This window comes from Streptococcus pyogenes, from assembly GCF_002055535.1.
GTDB lineage: Bacteria > Bacillota > Bacilli > Lactobacillales > Streptococcaceae > Streptococcus > Streptococcus pyogenes.
The window spans coordinates 1,739,294-1,756,704 of record NZ_LN831034.1; the positions used below are offsets into that span (position 1 = coordinate 1,739,294).

At 39.5% G+C, this 17,411-nt stretch carries 12 protein-coding genes and 1 pseudogene; 7 read left to right on the forward strand and 6 right to left on the reverse strand.

The features are described from left to right. Positions 1-186: 186 nt before the first annotated feature. Entirely contained in the window at positions 187-888 is a 702-nt protein-coding gene (gene smeZ / locus B6D67_RS09210; protein ID WP_010922705.1) for a streptococcal mitogenic exotoxin SmeZ, read from the forward strand. Between the two features lie 283 nt (positions 889-1,171). On the opposite strand, the gene B6D67_RS09215 is transcribed toward smeZ, so the two are convergent. Then, positions 1,172-1,438, reverse strand: coding sequence for a hypothetical protein (locus B6D67_RS09215; RefSeq protein ID WP_011285736.1), 267 nt, complete (start codon positions 1,436-1,438; stop codon positions 1,172-1,174). Positions 1,439-1,616: 178 nt separating this feature from the next. Here B6D67_RS09215 and B6D67_RS09220 point away from each other — a divergent pair, with 178 nt between their 5' ends. The 5 genes from B6D67_RS09220 to B6D67_RS09240 all read left to right on the forward strand — a co-directional run bounded on the left by B6D67_RS09220 (position 1,617) and on the right by B6D67_RS09240 (position 6,578). Further along, on the forward strand, positions 1,617-3,245 hold the full coding sequence (locus B6D67_RS09220; protein ID WP_010922707.1) for an ABC transporter substrate-binding protein: 1,629 nt from the start codon (positions 1,617-1,619) through the stop codon (positions 3,243-3,245). 112 nt (positions 3,246-3,357) lie between these two features. Then, positions 3,358-4,335: an ABC transporter permease gene (locus tag B6D67_RS09225; RefSeq protein WP_009880585.1), complete on the forward strand. Its 978-nt coding sequence runs from the start codon at positions 3,358-3,360 to the stop codon at positions 4,333-4,335. Beyond that, positions 4,332-5,153 carry an ABC transporter permease gene (locus B6D67_RS09230; protein ID WP_029714151.1) on the forward strand — a complete coding sequence of 274 codons (822 nt, stop codon included), beginning with the start codon at positions 4,332-4,334 and terminating at the stop codon, positions 5,151-5,153. The genes B6D67_RS09225 and B6D67_RS09230 overlap by 4 nt, the downstream gene beginning before the upstream one ends. Before the next feature lie 11 nt (positions 5,154-5,164). Beyond that, entirely contained in the window at positions 5,165-5,968 is an 804-nt protein-coding gene (locus B6D67_RS09235; RefSeq protein ID WP_003059481.1) for an ATP-binding cassette domain-containing protein, read from the forward strand. Continuing rightward, positions 5,952-6,578: an ABC transporter ATP-binding protein gene (locus tag B6D67_RS09240; protein WP_010922708.1), complete on the forward strand. Its 627-nt coding sequence runs from the start codon at positions 5,952-5,954 to the stop codon at positions 6,576-6,578. The genes B6D67_RS09235 and B6D67_RS09240 overlap by 17 nt, the downstream gene beginning before the upstream one ends. An 80-nt stretch (positions 6,579-6,658) precedes the next feature. Here B6D67_RS09240 and B6D67_RS09245 read toward each other — a convergent pair whose 3' ends face one another. The 5 genes from B6D67_RS09245 to scpA/B all read right to left on the reverse strand — a co-directional run bounded on the left by B6D67_RS09245 (position 6,659) and on the right by scpA/B (position 15,548). Next, positions 6,659-6,859 carry a CsbD family protein gene (locus tag B6D67_RS09245; protein WP_002982507.1) on the reverse strand — a complete coding sequence of 67 codons (201 nt, stop codon included), beginning with the start codon at positions 6,857-6,859 and terminating at the stop codon, positions 6,659-6,661. Between the two features lie 168 nt (positions 6,860-7,027). Further along, positions 7,028-9,505 carry a pneumococcal-type histidine triad protein gene (locus tag B6D67_RS09250; RefSeq protein WP_010922709.1) on the reverse strand — a complete coding sequence of 826 codons (2,478 nt, stop codon included), beginning with the start codon at positions 9,503-9,505 and terminating at the stop codon, positions 7,028-7,030. 12 nt (positions 9,506-9,517) lie between these two features. Next, a complete protein-coding gene (gene lmb / locus B6D67_RS09255; RefSeq protein ID WP_002987954.1) occupies positions 9,518-10,438 on the reverse strand; it encodes a metal ABC transporter substrate-binding lipoprotein/laminin-binding adhesin Lmb in 921 nt (306 codons plus the stop codon). A 235-nt stretch (positions 10,439-10,673) separates the two neighbouring features. Next, the gene (fbpA, locus tag B6D67_RS09260; protein WP_029714149.1) at positions 10,674-11,957 is read right to left on the reverse strand and encodes an LPXTG-anchored fibronectin-binding protein FbpA; all 1,284 of its coding nucleotides are present in this window, start codon (positions 11,955-11,957) and stop codon (positions 10,674-10,676) included. 96 nt (positions 11,958-12,053) lie between these two features. Further along, on the reverse strand, positions 12,054-15,548 hold the full coding sequence (gene scpA/B / locus B6D67_RS09265; RefSeq protein WP_011285740.1) for a C5a peptidase ScpA/B: 3,495 nt from the start codon (positions 15,546-15,548) through the stop codon (positions 12,054-12,056). Between the two features lie 433 nt (positions 15,549-15,981). Here scpA/B and B6D67_RS09270 point away from each other — a divergent pair. Next, positions 15,982-17,348 (forward strand): annotated as a pseudogene (locus B6D67_RS09270) (IS1182 family transposase). Positions 17,349-17,411: the final 63 nt, after the last annotated feature.

Consider the following 17,411-nt stretch of genomic DNA (forward strand, 5'->3'; position numbering starts at 1 on the left):
TAAAGGCTTTTTTGCTTGTTTCATAACTAATCGGCTTAATTAAAAGCGTCAATCCACTTTTAGTATCATGTCTCAATTTTCATTCGATAGTCAGCAAGTATATCTACAAAATTGTTAATGATTATTTCTTTTGAAAGTGTTATATTAAAACATAATAAAATAATAACTCCTGAAAAGAGGCTATTTATGAAAAAAACAAAACTTATTTTTTCTTTTACTTCAATATTCATTGCAATAATTTCTCGTCCTGTGTTTGGATTAGAAGTAGATAATAATTCCCTTCTAAGGAATATCTATAGTACGATTGTATATGAATATTCAGATACAGTAATTGATTTTAAAACCAGTCATAACTTAGTGACTAAGAAACTTGATGTTAGAGATGCTAGAGATTTTTTTATTAACTCCGAAATGGATGAATATGCAGCCAATGATTTTAAAGATGGAGATAAAATAGCTATGTTCTCCGTCCCATTTGATTGGAACTACTTGTCAGAAGGAAAAGTCATAGCATATACCTATGGTGGAATGACGCCTTATCAAGAAGAACCAATGTCTAAAAATATCCCTGTTAATTTATGGATTAATAGAAAGCAGATTCCTGTCCCCTATAATCAAATATCAACTAACAAAACAACAGTTACAGCTCAAGAAATTGATCTAAAGGTTAGAAAATTTTTAATATCACAACATCAATTATATTCTTCTGGTTCTAGCTACAAAAGTGGTAAATTAGTTTTTCATACAAATGATAATTCAGATAAATATTCTCTCGATCTTTTCTATGTAGGATATAGAGATAAAGAAAGTATTTTTAAAGTATACAAAGACAATAAATCTTTCAATATAGATAAAATTGGGCATTTAGATATAGAAATTGACTCCTAATTCAATTTTTCAATATAACTTTTATACACTAAGCTATTCCAAATAGATTGAATCCTCTAAAAAGTAAGTATGTCTTTTTTTATATCACTTAGATTTTGTTCTAAATTTGTTCTAGAATGCTATACTTTCTATATTAATTTTAAAAAACAAAAATTGATAAATTCCTTGATAATACTAGCCATTTTTGTTTATAAATTTTCTTTATTATGCTGTTTCTACTTGTAGGGGGTATGATACAAAAATGACAAAAGCTTTTAGAACGTAGACAGACCCAGTGTGATGCTCAAAAAACATGAACTACTCTGCTAATGTGATACCCGATTTCCTGTTTCTGCGAACGAAGTAAGCCAAGACCAAAACAGATGTTTTTTGCTGTGGAGAAAGTCGCTGCCGCCCGAACCACCTCAAAAAAAGTATCAAAAAAGACTTTTTCACTGTTATTTTTACCTGTATTAATGGCTATCTGAAGTTTTTGATTCCCTTCGTAAACTACAATTCCTTTATTTCTTAGTGACCAGTTTAATTCTTTTTTTAATCTAAAATAAGTCATGAAACCTCTTTATCTTTTGTTAATACATCAACTTATAAAAAAGCCCTGAGTATCTTCCTGAAAATAACAAAAATTCTAATTAACCAGTTAAACAATTGCCCTCCTATTTGTTTATTGCTATAATGAGATGGAGTCGTTACTATTATTATTTATTAATTAGAAATAAGGAGATTTGATTGTGTCAAAATACCTAAAATACTTCTCTATTATCACGTTATTTTTGACTGGGCTTATTTTAGTTGCATGTCAACAACAAAAGCCTCAAACAAAAGAACGTCAGCGCAAACAACGTCCAAAAGACGAACTTGTCGTTTCTATGGGGGCAAAGCTCCCTCATGAATTCGATCCAAAGGACCGTTATGGAGTCCACAATGAAGGGAATATCACTCATAGCACTCTATTGAAACGTTCTCCTGAACTAGATATAAAAGGAGAGCTTGCTAAAACATACCATCTCTCTGAAGATGGGCTGACTTGGTCGTTTGACTTGCATGATGATTTTAAATTCTCAAATGGTGAGCCTGTTACTGCTGATGATGTTAAGTTTACTTATGATATGTTGAAAGCAGATGGAAAGGCTTGGGATCTAACCTTCATTAAGAACGTTGAAGTAGTTGGGAAAAATCAGGTCAATATCCATTTGACTGAGGCGCATTCGACATTTACAGCACAGTTGACTGAAATCCCAATCGTCCCTAAAAAACATTACAATGATAAGTATAAGAGCAATCCTATCGGTTCAGGACCTTACATGGTAAAAGAATATAAGGCTGGAGAACAAGCTATTTTTGTTCGTAACCCTTATTGGCATGGGAAAAAACCATACTTTAAAAAATGGACTTGGGTCTTACTTGATGAAAACACAGCACTAGCAGCTTTAGAATCTGGTGATGTTGATATGATCTACGCAACGCCAGAACTTGCTGATAAAAAAGTCAAAGGCACCCGCCTCCTTGATATTCCATCAAATGATGTGCGCGGCTTATCATTACCTTATGTGAAAAAGGGCGTCATCACTGATTCTCCTGATGGTTATCCTGTAGGAAATGATGTCACTAGTGATCCAGCAATCCGAAAAGCCTTGACTATTGGTTTAAATAGGCAAAAAGTTCTCGATACGGTTTTAAATGGTTATGGTAAACCAGCTTATTCAATTATTGATAAAACACCATTTTGGAATCCAAAAACAGCCATTAAAGATAATAAAGTAGCTAAAGCTAAGCAATTATTGACAAAAGCGGGATGGAAAGAACAAGCAGACGGTAGCCGTAAAAAAGGTGACCTTGATGCAGCGTTTGATCTGTACTACCCTACTAATGATCAATTGCGAGCGAACTTAGCCGTTGAAGTAGCAGAGCAAGCCAAGGCCCTAGGGATTACTATTAAACTCAAAGCTAGTAACTGGGATGAAATGGCAACGAAGTCACATGACTCAGCCTTACTTTATGCCGGAGGACGTCATCACGCGCAGCAATTTTATGAATCGCATCATCCAAGCCTAGCAGGGAAAGGTTGGACCAATATTACGTTTTATAACAATCCTACCGTGACTAAGTACCTTGACAAAGCAATGACATCTTCTGACCTTGACAAAGCTAACGAATATTGGAAGTTAGCGCAGTGGGATGGCAAAACAGGTGCTTCTACTCTTGGAGATTTGCCAAATGTATGGTTGGTGAGCCTTAACCATACTTATATTGGTGATAAACGTATCAATGTAGGTAAACAAGGCGTCCACAGTCATGGTCATGATTGGTCATTATTGACTAACATTGCCGAGTGGACTTGGGATGAATCAACTAAGTAACGCGTTTAGTTAATACAGCGACTTTAAGTTTGGAGTCTGAGAAAACAAGATACACAAAACTGTGCTGATCGTTTCCTCGGCTCCTTTTCTTATCGATTAAGGAGATTTCATTGTGAAACGTACTACCATTATTATCATCTGGAAAATCATCAGATGTGTCACGCTTATTTTTGGGGTATCTGTTTTGACCTTCGTTTTGTTAAAACAATCTCCAGTAGATCCAGTCATGGCAAGTGTCAATTATGACACATCACTAACCCCTGCTCAGTACAAAGCGATTGCTCACCACTATGGCTTGGATAAGCCAGCTCTAGTCCAATATTTTATTTGGTTGAAAAATGTGATACAGGGAGATTTAGGGACCTCGCTCGTTTATCGGCAACCTGTTAGTGATATTATTAGATCACGGGCAGGTGCTTCTTTCATACTTATGGGACTCTCTTGGATCTTATCGGGTCTTATTGGATTTATCTTAGGAACGTTATCCGCTTTCCATCAAGGGAAATTACTTGACCGAGTTGTCAGGTGGTTTTCATACCTTCAGATATCAGTACCAACGTTTTGGATTGGACTCATTTTTTTATTAATCTTTTCTGTCCAGCTGGGGTGGTTCCCGATTGGTATTTCTTCCCCGATAGGCACTTTGAGTCAAGATATTACGTTAGCTGATCGAGTTAAGCACCTTATGTTACCTGTTTTCACGCTAAGTATTCTAGGCATTGCCAATGTCACCCTTCATACGAGAACTAAAATGATGTCGGTGCTTTCTAGTGAATATGTCTTATTTGCCAGAGCGCGTGGGGAAACACAGTGGCAAATTTTTAAACATCATTGCCTTAGAAATGCTATCGTACCAGCTATTACACTGCATTTTTCCTATTTTGGAGAATTGTTTGGAGGATCTGTTCTTGCTGAGCAAGTTTTCTCATATCCTGGCTTAGGGTCTACCCTCACTGAAGCAGGACTTAAAAGTGATACACCGCTCCTTCTAGCTATTGTGATGATAGGGACATTATTTGTTTTTGCGGGCAATCTTATTGCGGATATTTTAAATAGCATCATCAATCCACAGTTAAGGAGAAAAGTATGATATTGAAACGTCGAACGGTGGTTTTATGGCAACTGGGTATCGCCATTTCTCTCATTCTTAGTATTCTAGCCTTAAACCTTTATTTCTATAGGACGCCTTTGGAAACCAATGCAGCTTTACGCAACCTCGCTCCTTCCTTAAACCATCTTTTTGGGACAGATGGTTTAGGTAGGGATATGTTTGTCAGAACGATTAAAGGGCTTTATTTCTCTTTACAAGTCGGCTTATTAGGCGCCCTTATGGGAGTCTTTCTTGCGACCGTTTTTGGAGTGCTTGCAGGTCTAGGAAATAGCCTTATTGATAAAATAATAGCCTGGTTGGTTGATTTGTTTATTGGTATGCCTCATTTGATTTTTATGATTCTCATTTCTTTTGTTGTTGGGAAAGGGGCTCAAGGGGTTATCATTGCAACAGCTGTTACCCATTGGCCCTCTCTAGCAAGGCTTATCCGCAATGAAGTCTATGATCTAAAGAATAAAGCCTTTGTCCAGCTCTCTAAAAGCATGGGAAAAACGCCTTATTATATTGTGAGGCATCATATCCTGCCTTTGATTGCTTCTCAAATTTTCATTGGGTTTATCCTCTTATTTCCGCACGTCATCTTGCATGAAGCATCCATGACTTTCTTAGGATTTGGCCTTTCTGCCGAACAACCTTCGGTTGGTATCATTTTGTCAGAGGCAGCTAAGCATATCTCTCTTGGCAATTGGTGGTTGGTGATTTTTCCAGGCCTTTATCTTATTTTGGTTGTCAATGCCTTTGATACTATCGGAGAATCTTTAAAGAAACTCTTTTACCCTCAAACGGATCATTTTTAGGAGGTAGAGATATGACAGAAACATTATTAAGCATTAAAGACCTCTCCATCACCTTCACTCAATACGGAAGATTTTTAAAACCATTTCAATCCACACCGATCCAAGCGCTGAATTTAGAAGTTAAAAAAGGTGAGTTATTAGCTATTATAGGTGCTAGTGGTTCAGGCAAGAGTTTATTAGCACATGCTATTATGGATATTCTTCCTAAAAATGCAGCTGTAACAGGAGATATGATTTATCGTGGTCAATCACTAACTTCTAAACGCATCAAACAGTTGCGAGGAAAAGAAATGACGTTGATTCCACAATCCGTTAATTATTTAGATCCATCTATGAAAGTCAAGCATCAGGTGCGCTTGGGTATCTCAGAAAATGCTAAGGCTACTCAAGAAGGATTGTTTCAACAGTTTGGATTAAAAGAAAGTGATGGTGACTTGTATCCTTTCCAACTTTCTGGCGGAATGCTCCGACGTGTTTTGTTTACAACGTGTATTAGTGATACGGTTTCTTTGATTATTGCGGATGAGCCCACCCCTGGATTACATCCAGATGCTCTGCAAATGGTTTTAGATCAACTACGCTCCTTTGCAGATAAAGGAATAAGCGTCATATTTATCACCCATGATATTGTAGCAGCTAGTCAAATTGCGGATCGTATTACTATTTTTAAAGAGGGAAAAGCTATTGAAACAGCCCCAGCTAGCTTTTTTAGCGGAGGTGGGGAGCAATTACAAACAGAATTTGCGAGACGTTTATGGCGCACACTCCCTCAGCAAGACTTTTTGAAAGGAGTTACTCATGACCTTAGAGGCTAAAAAGCTTGGCTTTTATCATAAAAAAGATCAATGGCTTTTTAAGGAGATTGATTTAGAGGTAGCACCTGGTCAAATCTTAGGGATATTTGGACAAAGTGGGTGTGGAAAAACGAGTTTATCCAGAGTGCTTGCTGGTTTTTTGCAGCCTAAATCTGGTGAAGTATTAGTTGATGGCAGTCATTTGCCTAACAAAGCATTTAGACCTGTACAACTTATCCAACAACATCCTGAACAAACCATGAATCCTTTATGGCCTATGAAAAAAAGTTTGGAAGAAGCCTACTATCCAAGTCAAGATTTGCGAGATGCTTTTGGCATTCAAGAAAAATGGCTAAAGCGTCGTCCTAGTGAACTCTCGGGAGGGGAATTGCAACGCTTTTCGATTGTGCGTTCATTACATCCAGAGACGAAATACCTTATTGCAGATGAAATGACTACTATGTTGGATAGCATTACACAAGCTAGTGTATGGAAAAGCCTGTTGGAGATTGTAAAGGATAGAAATTTAGGTCTCATCATTATTAGTCATGAGTTTGATATGTTAGAAAAACTTTGTGACGCGTGCTATATGATTGAAGAGAATCGTACTCAACTGTTCAAGCATACCTAACACCTACGGTTATTACCTATTGAGTCTTTTCCTAACAAAATCACACCATTAAAAAAACCAGCTTACAGCTGGTTTTTTAATTATTTTAATTTTTCCTTAACGGCATCTACAGCACCTTCAACCGCTTCCTTTGCATCGTCTGCAAGTTCTTTGCCTTTAGCAATTGTTTTTTCAACAAATCCTTTTGCTTCTAGCTCTTTATCACCTGTCAACTTACCAGCACCTTCTTTTAGGCCACCAGATGCTTGCTCAATTTTTGATTTTAATTTTTCTTCTGACATGATTAGAATCCTCCTCTTTTTTTTATCATTCTAACATGGATACCATTTCTTTGCAAAAGAAAACCGCTATTATCCAACTTTTATCACTACTCGTTACATAAAATGACTTCAAAATCACCGTAACTTGCTTTGACAAAGCAGTGCTTTAACAATGAGATCTTCTTTTGGTTAAGGGTTTATTTGTTGAAGTGTCTTGATATCATAAGTTACCAATTCACCATTTTTATTATAAAATTGGACACCTTCTGGTTGGAAAATGAGATACTTAGGATCGATATTAGCTTTTTGTGCTAATTGATTGATATGATCTTCTAGGGTTGCTCTATCTAGACCATAGTCTGGTAAACTGTCTATAAAGTCATCTGATTCTTTTTCTTCTTCTTTACTGGCTTCACTTGGCTGTTGGTTTTCATTGCTCTTATCTGCCTGTTGCTTTTCTTTGGGTTTATCCGTATCAGTAGCATCACCAGCGTTTTTCTTTGCCAATAACTCTTGAGCTTGTTGCCACTCAGCTTGGGATAGATCAGATTTATTAATGGTTCTCAATGAACTGCCATCTGCTCTTGGGATGCTAAAGGAGCCATCTTTCCATACAAAAGTTTCTTTGGCCAAAACATCTCGTGGATCGAAAATATAGCCGTCTGGTGTTGCAAAACGACCTTCTGCTAGGGCTTTTTGAACTTCTTCAGCAGAATGGATAATTTGCCAGTTTGGCATACCAGCACGTTTATCAAGAGGCGTAACATTTGGAATGACCGAACCTGACTCTTCATGCCCTGGCTTAGACCATATATCCGGACGAACTTCGGGGTGTTGCATCACATACTTGATTGTTGCAATCTGATCGCGCGTCAACCATGAATACGGAACGACATGGATATGATCAATATGAGGGATAACAAACGAACTTCCAGTATCGTAAGTAGCATTACCAGCATGCATCGGCAGACTTGACACATCTACAGCAAGTCGTGGCTCAATACCTGTGTCAACAATGTCATAACGGTAATGTTTCTTATCTTTAAGCATTAGTTCTTGTTCGGCAAAGGCAATCTGAGTCAAATCAAGTTGATCACGAGCATAGAAATAGTCCTTGCCATCTTTTGGCATCATATAGCCCACTTTACCATCTTTTGTTACTTTGCGACTCACTTTTTTAGTGTCAAAGAGTGGTTTTTCTTTGCCTTGTTCCTGATCCAAAGCAGCAGCAAGCTCATCAGCTTGACCTTTTGCTTTCACCCAGTTAGCGACCTCATCCAACTCATATTGTTCAAGTTCTCCAAATCCTATATAGTGGAAATGATCTCCGTGTTTAGCTGTAACTCCTGATTTATCCACTGAATGAATGGATTCTTTACTAAAAACATAAGCATCACTCGTATCATATGGTTTACCATCTAAGCCTTTTCCGTAAGCTTTGATGCGATGACCAAGAAAGGTATGTGTCACTTCTTTATCTGATGGTTTTGAATGATCTGAACCTGAGTCATCGTCCTCAGTTTGGCCGGCTAAGTATCGATCTGCTAATTCCATTTCAAGAGGTGATAACTGACTTCTTGGGATAATATGATAATGATCTCCATGAGGCACCACATACCCAAAAGCGTTTGATTTGATCACTTGAGTCGGTTCAAAAATCAACCCATCTTCTTCCACATGACGGTATTTCAAATCAAGACGGTGTAGTTGATCTAAAAGTTCCTTAAAGGTTTTTCCTTTAAACTCATCTCTTTGGTGTTTGTTTTGTGACGCATCATTTGGCCTAGGAGGCGCTGGATGATAGCCACCGTTATCTGGCTGATGACCTTGTCCAGGGTTAGGCGTCACATCAGGAATTGGGGCTTTCCTACGACCTGGGGCTGGGGCTGGTGTCGGGCGGTAATCAGACGGTCTAGCACCTCGACCTTGTTTTTGACTCCAGTAGGCTTGTGCAGCAGCTAGCTCACTTGGAGACAAATCCTTTTTAGGAATATAATGATAGTGATTACCATGAGGTACTAAATAAGCATCTCCTAAATCATCAATGATATCTGTCGGACTAAAAATATAGCCATCGTCTGTAGTATAGCGTCCTTGTCTTTTTGCTTCATTGACTGCCGCAACTTCTTCTTTACTGAGATGGGCCACTTGAGCTAAACCTTTTTCTTTAGCTTCTTTAGTTCCTTTGGCTACTTGCTCAGCAATTTGTTGTTTGGTTCGAATGTTTTTGCGCTTGCTACCTGGCTTGAGGTAAACATAATAGTTGCCATTGACTTTAATAACGTAACCGTCTAAGATTTCATTGATAACGTCTGATTGTTTAAAACGGTAATTAGGATCCGTCATCAACAACTCTTCACTAATAATCGCATCATAAGGAACTTTCCCATTGTAAAAATGATAATGGTCACCATGTGAGGTCACATAGCCTTGGTCAGTAATTTTGACTACGATCTGTTCAGCAGAGATGCCTTCTTCAGCACTGATTTGATCCATCGTTTTGTTTGTTTTAGGGGCTTTTGCCTTACCTTTGCTATCATCAATATAGGCAATTTGATTGTCCTTTGTTGCTGAACCCATATGATGCTTACCAAGTTGGTAACTTCCAATATGAGTAGCTAGTAAAATAGCAGCAACTGAGCCGATATAACCATATGTTTTCTTCACTAATAATCTCCTTTACTTCAACTGTTGATAGAGCACTTCCAAATTTGCTCTAAGATTTTCTAGATATGTCTTGTTTCCGCTTGGAGCAGCTTCAAGTGGACTTAATGTCTTTACTTTAGCTCCTGTTGATTTCGCAATAGCATGAGCAATTTTGGGATTGACATTGTCTTCTGCAAAAATAGTCTTGACGTTGTATTCTTTAACAAAGTCTTGAATTTCTTTCAATTGGCGAGGAGAGGGCTCTTGCTCTGGGGAAATGCCCGAGATACCAAGTTGTTTCAAGCCGAATCGTTTAGCCAGATAAGAAAATGCCGTGTGCTGCGTCACGAATGTTTTTGAGCGCACCTTTTTAAATTTTTGAGTGTATTCTTCAGTTAGTTGCTCTGCTTCTTTTTTGAAAGCCTTAGCATTTTTAGTGTAACTGTCTTTGTGTTTAGGATCCAAACGTCCTAGCTCTTTAGCGATATTAACAGCTTCCTCACCAGCTAAAACGGGATCTGTCCAGGTATGTGGGTCATAAAGTGTCGCAGGATCAATGCCTTGTGTGACTTCCATATCTTCTAGCCCTTTGACTCTATCTAGTGTCAAAGGTTTTGACGCTTCAAACACATCAACCTTTGATTTTTTTAAATTAGGGTCTAGATCCCTTGCCCAAGCTTCTAAGGTATGTGAATGGTAAACAAACAAATCCGCGTCATAAATAGCTGCCACATCATTTACAGACGGTTCAAAGGAATGAATGCCTGCACCTGATTGGATCATCCTCACATCATTGAGGTCTCCAGATACTTCTTTTGTCATCGCATACATTGGGTAAAAGCTGGTTACAACTGACATGCCTTGCGTAGGCTGTTTGGGGTTTGCTGACTTATCACACCCTGCTATCATTACTAAACTCACGACCATAGCCATGAGAAAAAAACCTTTTTTCATAGTACCTCCTCAATTATAATTTAACCAGTTATTAACCAGTTAATTTTACTCCTTTATCAATGCTTTGTCAATGGCAACTACCATCTTTTATCACAGCAACTGAAGAGATAAGCAAAAGACAATTGTTGACAGCTATTTGTCCTAACTTCTTTTTGATGAGGCAGCACATCTAAAAAAATAGAGAGAACCAAATTGGTTCTCTCTATTAAATAAGCTCTTATCAGTTTAAGTAATACTATTTTTTAGTTTCTTTTTGGCGTTTTGTGACTAAAAGACTGCCAAATAGAGACATCAAAGTCATAGTAGCTATAAAGAGTGGCTGTGCTTTTTCACCTGTTGAAGGCAAGTACTTACCTGACTCATGGGCCCTAACCTGTCTTGACAATGAGCGATTTGGAGAGTAAGACTGTTCTTGCTCTTCTTTTTTATCAGAAGATCTCTTTGAAGTTGGTTGTTGAACGGTTTGTTCTGAAACAAGTGAAGAGGCTGCTGGTTTTTCAGCTGCTGAAGATGGCTTATCAGAGTCTTTAGTAACAGCTGGTGGCGTCTGAGTCTCTGATTCAGCTGGAGTTGATGGAGACGGGCTTGTCGTAGCTGCTACTGAAGATTCTTCACTCTCAGCTGGTTGAGATGGAGCTGCTGGTTCTTCAGGAGTTTCTGGAGCCGCTGGAGTTGATGGGGCTGCTGGAGTTGATGGAGATGGGGTTTCCTCAGAAGAAGCTGCTACTGAAGGTTCCTCACTCTCAGGTGATGGAGATGGAGTTGCTGGCTCTTCAGGAGTTTCTGGGGCCGCTGGAGTTTCTGGAGATGGGGTTTCCTCAGAAGGAGCTGCTACTGAAGGTTCCTCACTCTCAGGTGATGGAGATGGAGCTGCTGGTTCTTCAGGAGTTTCTGGGGCCGCTGGAGTTGATGGAGATGGGGTTTCCTCAGAAGATGCTGCTACTGAAGGTTCCTCACTCTCAGCTGGTTGAGCTGGAGCCTCAGATAAAGCTGGGGCCACTGGACTTTCCGAAGATGGGGTTTCCTCAGGAGAATCAGTCGTAACTGATGTTGAATCACCTGTCACCATCGAATCTGAAGCTGATGCCTGTGTCTCCTGCACGGGTGCCTCAACTGGCTGAGTAGTAGACTCAGTAGACGCTGGAAGATCCTTAACGGCTGTCATATACTCACTATGATACGTGAATAATAGCTTATCTTTGTCTGGTGCAGTTTTAATTTTTTGTTTATACGTTTCTTTTTGTGCTTCAGATAAACGTGATTCTTCTACTTCTTTTTTAAATTCCTCTTTGGCAGCTTCTAAGCTTATACCTAAAGGAATAAGGCCATCCTTATCAATATGATGCCAATTTTCTGATGTAGTGGCTGTAGTCTTTTGAGTAAGAGAGATTGGAGGGATGCCATCTACGGCATAGGCAACCTTTCCTAAAAAGAGACTCGCAATTGCTATACTCGTTACCCCAACGCTCAGTTTGCGAATGGAATAGCGGCTGTGTTTGTTATTTTCTGCTCTACGCATATTGTCCTCACATATCTATTTTTATACTGCTATGCCTTCTTTTGAAAAGAAGACTGATCTAACTCATCATCAATAGTAGCCATCTGATCAGTTGTACTAATCTTCAGTGCGTTTTGTTTTAAAGATATGAGCTACTAATCCCAAGAAGAAAGTGGTCATAACTAACTTAAGGAGATGTAAACGATTTGTATCCTTGTCATTAGTCGTTGGTAACTGATCTTTTGTTGATGCTTTTGTAGCTAAAGCACGCTTAGAAGATCGTTTCTCTAGAGTACGAGAAGGTTGACCTTTTTGAGGAGTTTTACCTGGTGTTTGACCTGAACTATCTTTTTCTGGTTTAGTTTCTGGTTTTTTATCTGGTGTTTGACCTGAACCGTCTTGTTCTGGTTTAGTTTCTGGTTTTTTATCTGGTGCTTGACCTGAACCGTCTTGTTCTGGTTTAGTTTCTGGTTTTTTGTCTGGTGCTTGATCTGAACCGTCTTGTTCTGGTTTATTAGAGTGGCCTTCCAATAGCTTAGTCACTGGTGTATAAGTGATGTTACCAGCCATATCTTCAACAACATAAGTAAAGTCTGACATTTTCAATGGAACAGTAGCGCCTTCCATTGTTTCAGCCTCTTCAGGAAGAGTAAAGGTACCATCTTCATTTGGAGAAATATACTCTGTTGTTGGCAGATCCTCATCCATATAAGTGTAAGCAATACGCTCACGGTAAACCGGTTGGCTGGTTTTTGGTTTAGATGCAAGTGTCAAACGACGATCTTCTGTTGAGAATGTTGCCGATGTTGCGACTTCAGGTGTCGTATTGTCTACAATCACATCAAAATCAGTGTGTTGTTCTTTTGCACCTGAGCTAATCGGAGTGTAGCGAACACGATAGGTGTATGTTCCGTTAGCAACAACTTTGCCGTCTTTATCTTTACCGTCCCAACGCGTTTTTTCAAAACGGGTTGAACCAAGTGTGCTTGCCAAGTCATTGTTGTAGTTTTTAACAACTTGCTCGGTTACCTCACTTGTCCAAACAACATTTCCTTCTTTGTCCAAGACTTCAGCCACAAGGTTTTTAGCATTACGCAAGAAAGTACCTTGGAATTGGACATAATCTCTGTTACCGTCCCCATTTGGAGAGATCGCAGCATATGGCTTGCCATTAGCGTGACGGTGGATATAGTAGTGGCTATCATCGTCTTGTTTTGCAAAAGTACCTGCAAAAATGGTTTCTGTGATCTCTGAAGATTCGATATCCTCTATGTTTTCAACCCCTTCTTTGACAGCTTTAATAATCGTCCATGGATTAGACTCTGTAGTAAGTGCTGTAAAGTTATTTTTCAGAGCGTAAAACTGTAATCCATCACCATCTAATTGGTCTTTGGCATCACTATTTGCTTCATGATAGTAGCTGCTACCGTCTTTGCTATCATAGATTGGTTTTTCTAAGGCTGACAGATTGCCAAAATCACCTCGGAAACCAATATAGGGAATACTCATAAGCTCTTCTTTTGTAGGATCTTGTTTGAAACGAACAAAACCTTCTAAGAAATAGCCATTTTTCATTGGGGCAAGCAAGTCCTTGCTAAATTGACTAACATCGATTGGAATGGTGACTTGTTTGCTGCTATTGGCTGGAATTGTGATTTTTTGCCATGATGTCTCATACAATGCTTTAGGAGCCAAGGCAAAGAGTTTTCCATCTACTTTATCTGTTTGAACAGTTGCTTGGTAATACAACTCTTGAGGTTTATCAGATTTGTTGTGAACTGTTACTGTTACTTCAAATTTATCAGAAACATTGTTCAGGTGAACCTTGCTTGAGGTATTATCCTTATCTGTCACATACATCGTTGCTGCTGAAGCTTTTTTAGCATCGACTGCTCCTGCTCCTTGTTGGCGAGGAGAAAAATAAGCTTTTTCATCTTCATCATATAAGGCAGTTGCTGAGCTCATCAATACTTTTTTAGCTAAATCAAGACGCTCTGATGGTGTCATATCAGGATACTGTGTCTCATATTGCTTTTGCAACAGTCCCATGATACCCGCTACTAATGGCGCAGACATACTAGTTCCAGAAAGTTTGGCATACTTGTTGTTAGCCACTGATGACAAAATATCTTGGCCGGGTGCTGCAATATCTGGCTTAATATTGCCGTCAGCTGTCAGACCCCAGCTTGAGAAGCGGCTTAGTTTGGTGCCACTTGCTGTTGGCAATACCTTAGGTGTCGCATTGAAGGTGATGGTTTTTTGGGGATTCTCTTTTAATAAGAGACCATCTTTTCGACTGATAAAGGCCGCAGGCATCTGATCAACATTTGGCAATTCAATCGGGAAGCCCTTGTCCTGATTGTCATAGATCAAGACTCCTACAGCACCAGCTTTTTTAGCGTTTGCAATCTTATCTTTGAAATCAATATCGCCACGTTCAATAAGGGCAATCTTACCTTTGACATCCTTAAAATCATCCTCTTTCATCCCACGATTAGCATAAGCATAGTCGTAAGCCTTGTTTGGCTCAAAACGGTTTGTTGAAAGAACAGGCATTTCTTTATCTTGCTGATCGGCTGTTTTGACCGTAGCAGTTTCAGTGAGCTGTTTATCTGGGCTGTAAGAAGCAACTGTCAATGTTGAGTCTGCCGCTGCAGGTGTCCCAACCACCCCATAATCAGGATGATCTGCTAGAGGTAGACGGGTCTTGCCCCCAAAGCTACTATCATTACCAGCTGAGGTCACAATGCTAACACCTTTTGATTTGGCATAGTCAAAGGCTTTTTTGGTTTCGTCTGGAAGGTTGGCATAGGCTAGTGCAGCATTACCAAAGCTCATATTAATCACCTTAGCTCCCAAGTTGACAGCATCTATGATAGCTTGAGCGTAGTTACGAGCATAGTCTGCTAGTCCATTTACAATTTCGACACGCATCAAAAGCAATTGAGCCTCAGGCATCGCACCTTCTAGGCGGTAAGGTTCTTTCGTTTCAGATGGAGCATTTCCTGACAAGATCCCTGACACGTGTGTGCCGTGCTCTTGATCGACAGCGGTTTTACCATCTTTACTATAGTCGTGGTAATAAGCAACCTTATCATTGACCCACTCGCCATAGGTAATACCGTGCTCTTTTTTAGCTTTTTCAAGATCTTCTTTTGATTGGTAACGTGCTTTGGTTTTGTCTGTTAAGCGCCACGCTTCATGATTTTTATCAAAACCAGCATCAATCACTGCAACAACAGTCCCAGCTCCTTTGCCTGCTTTTTCCTGCAGGGTTTTGACCTGAGAAGGGTCGTTCAAATCCCTAATAGTCGCTTTTGAGGTTGCTGGTGTATCAGCAGTTTTAGCAGGAGCTTGAGGGGCTAGATCATTAGCGTCATCTGCTATTGTTTCTTCTGCGTCATCAGGAGTTTGTGGGGTTTTGGTTTCCTTTGATGATGGTGCTTCCTCAGAAACCGCTGTTGGTTGTGGGGTTTCTACAGCTTGTTCGGTAGCAGGAGTGTCTTCTGTCACAGTATTTGCTTTAATGTCTGATTGTGCATTGAGCAAGATGCTCGTAGACATGAGCGCAATGGCAAGTTTATCAAATGGTAATTTTTGTTTTTTACGCAATGTGTCGTCCTTTCCTGATGAGAGACTTTGTCTTTATGACCATTAAGAAAAGAGAGAATCAAACGATTCTCTCCTAGCTGTCCATCTGTGCGTAGAGAAATAAGGATAACGTCTTTTTTAAAGAGCAAACAGGGGTTATTTGCATATGATACAGCTATTTTTCTTGCTTTTGTCATAATGATTAAATGTATCTCATTTATCAATTATATTAATAACATATTTATTATAAAACAAAGATGATTATTAGTAAAGGTCAGCTTTTTAAGAGTTGCTTAGTTTGTGACCTCCTTATCCTCATTCTTTTAGACATAAAAGAGAGAACCGATCGGTTCTCTCTTCAGACTGAAGACAAAGTCCTTAGAATCGCTTTTCTAGGGGCTTTTTATGATATTTAGGAGTATAATATAAGAAAAAGGACTTGTGAGGTTCTCCTATGTTACACAAAGAAAAACCTGATTATAACCGCAATCAGTACGGTTTCTATACCCTTGACCAGTTAGTGCCTGATGAACATTTCCTGCGCCAAGTGGAAGCTGTGATTGACTTCGACTTCATCTATGACCTAGTAGAAGACACCTATTCGTCTGATAATGGTCGCCCTAGCCTTGATCCTGTCATGTTGGTTAAAATCCCTCTGATTCAGTGCTTTTATGGCATTCGTTCCATGCGTCAGACCATCAAGGATATTGAAGTGAATACTGCCTATCGCTGGTTTTTAGGTTTGACTTTGGATGACAAGGTGCCACATTTCACAACCTATGGCAAAAATTATTCCCGTCGCTTTCAAGAAAAAGGCTTGATTGAGTCCATTTTTACGCATATTGTTGGGCTATGTATCAATACAGGCCTGATTGACCCGACGGAGATTTTCATAGATGGGACTCATATTAAGGCTGCGGCTAATAATCGCAAGTTCATCAACCGAGAGGTGGAAAAACAAGCCAAGTTCATGAGTGAACAGCTAGAAATCGAAATCAATCGGGATAGGGAGAAGCATGGAAAAAAGCCGCTAGGGCCCGCCAAAGAGCTAGAGCCCGTCGCTAAGAAAATCTCCACAACCGATCCAGAAAGTGGCTGGTTTCACAAAGGTGATCATAAGGAAGTCTTCGCTTATTCTGCTCAGGTGGCTTGTGACAAGTATGGATGGGCGCTTGCTTATAGTGTTGAGGCTGGCAATATCCATGATAGTCAGGCTTTTCCTGCACTTTTTGCCAAGCTTGAACCCTTGAAACCACAGTTTATTATTGCGGATTCCGGCTATAACGTTCCCAGCATTGCCAAGTTTCTGATTGATAAGGAGATCACTCCTGTCCTTCCTTACACACGACCAAGAGGAAAGAAAGACCTTCTACGTCCGAAAGAATTGATTTATGATGAGCACTTTGATTGTGTCATCTGCCCTGAACATCAAGCCTTGACCTACCGCACTACGACCAGAGAAGGCTACCGAGAATACAAAAGTGACCCTGTAATTTGTGCCAATTGTCCCCTGTTATCTGTATGTACGACCAGTAAGAACTACCAAAAAGTTGTCACACGGCATATTTGGAAAGACTATTTGGCACAGCCAAGGAATACCACAATCTCTGCTATACGAGAGAGAAAGGCAAGTCCAAAATGGAAGATACGGTTGGACTGACTTTGGCATGCTTAAATCTCAAAAAACTGGTCAAAAGGATGGCGGGAGAGCCTTTTTATTTTGTTCAGATGAGGTGGTTTAAGCACGGAAACAGCCATTTTTATCTAAAAACACTAAAAAAGACAAACACCAAATCGATGTTTGTCTTCAATCTGTTCTAGAGACTTTTTCTTTATTCTGAGCGATAGTTTTCATACATTGCTTTTTTAGATGAGTACACTGCA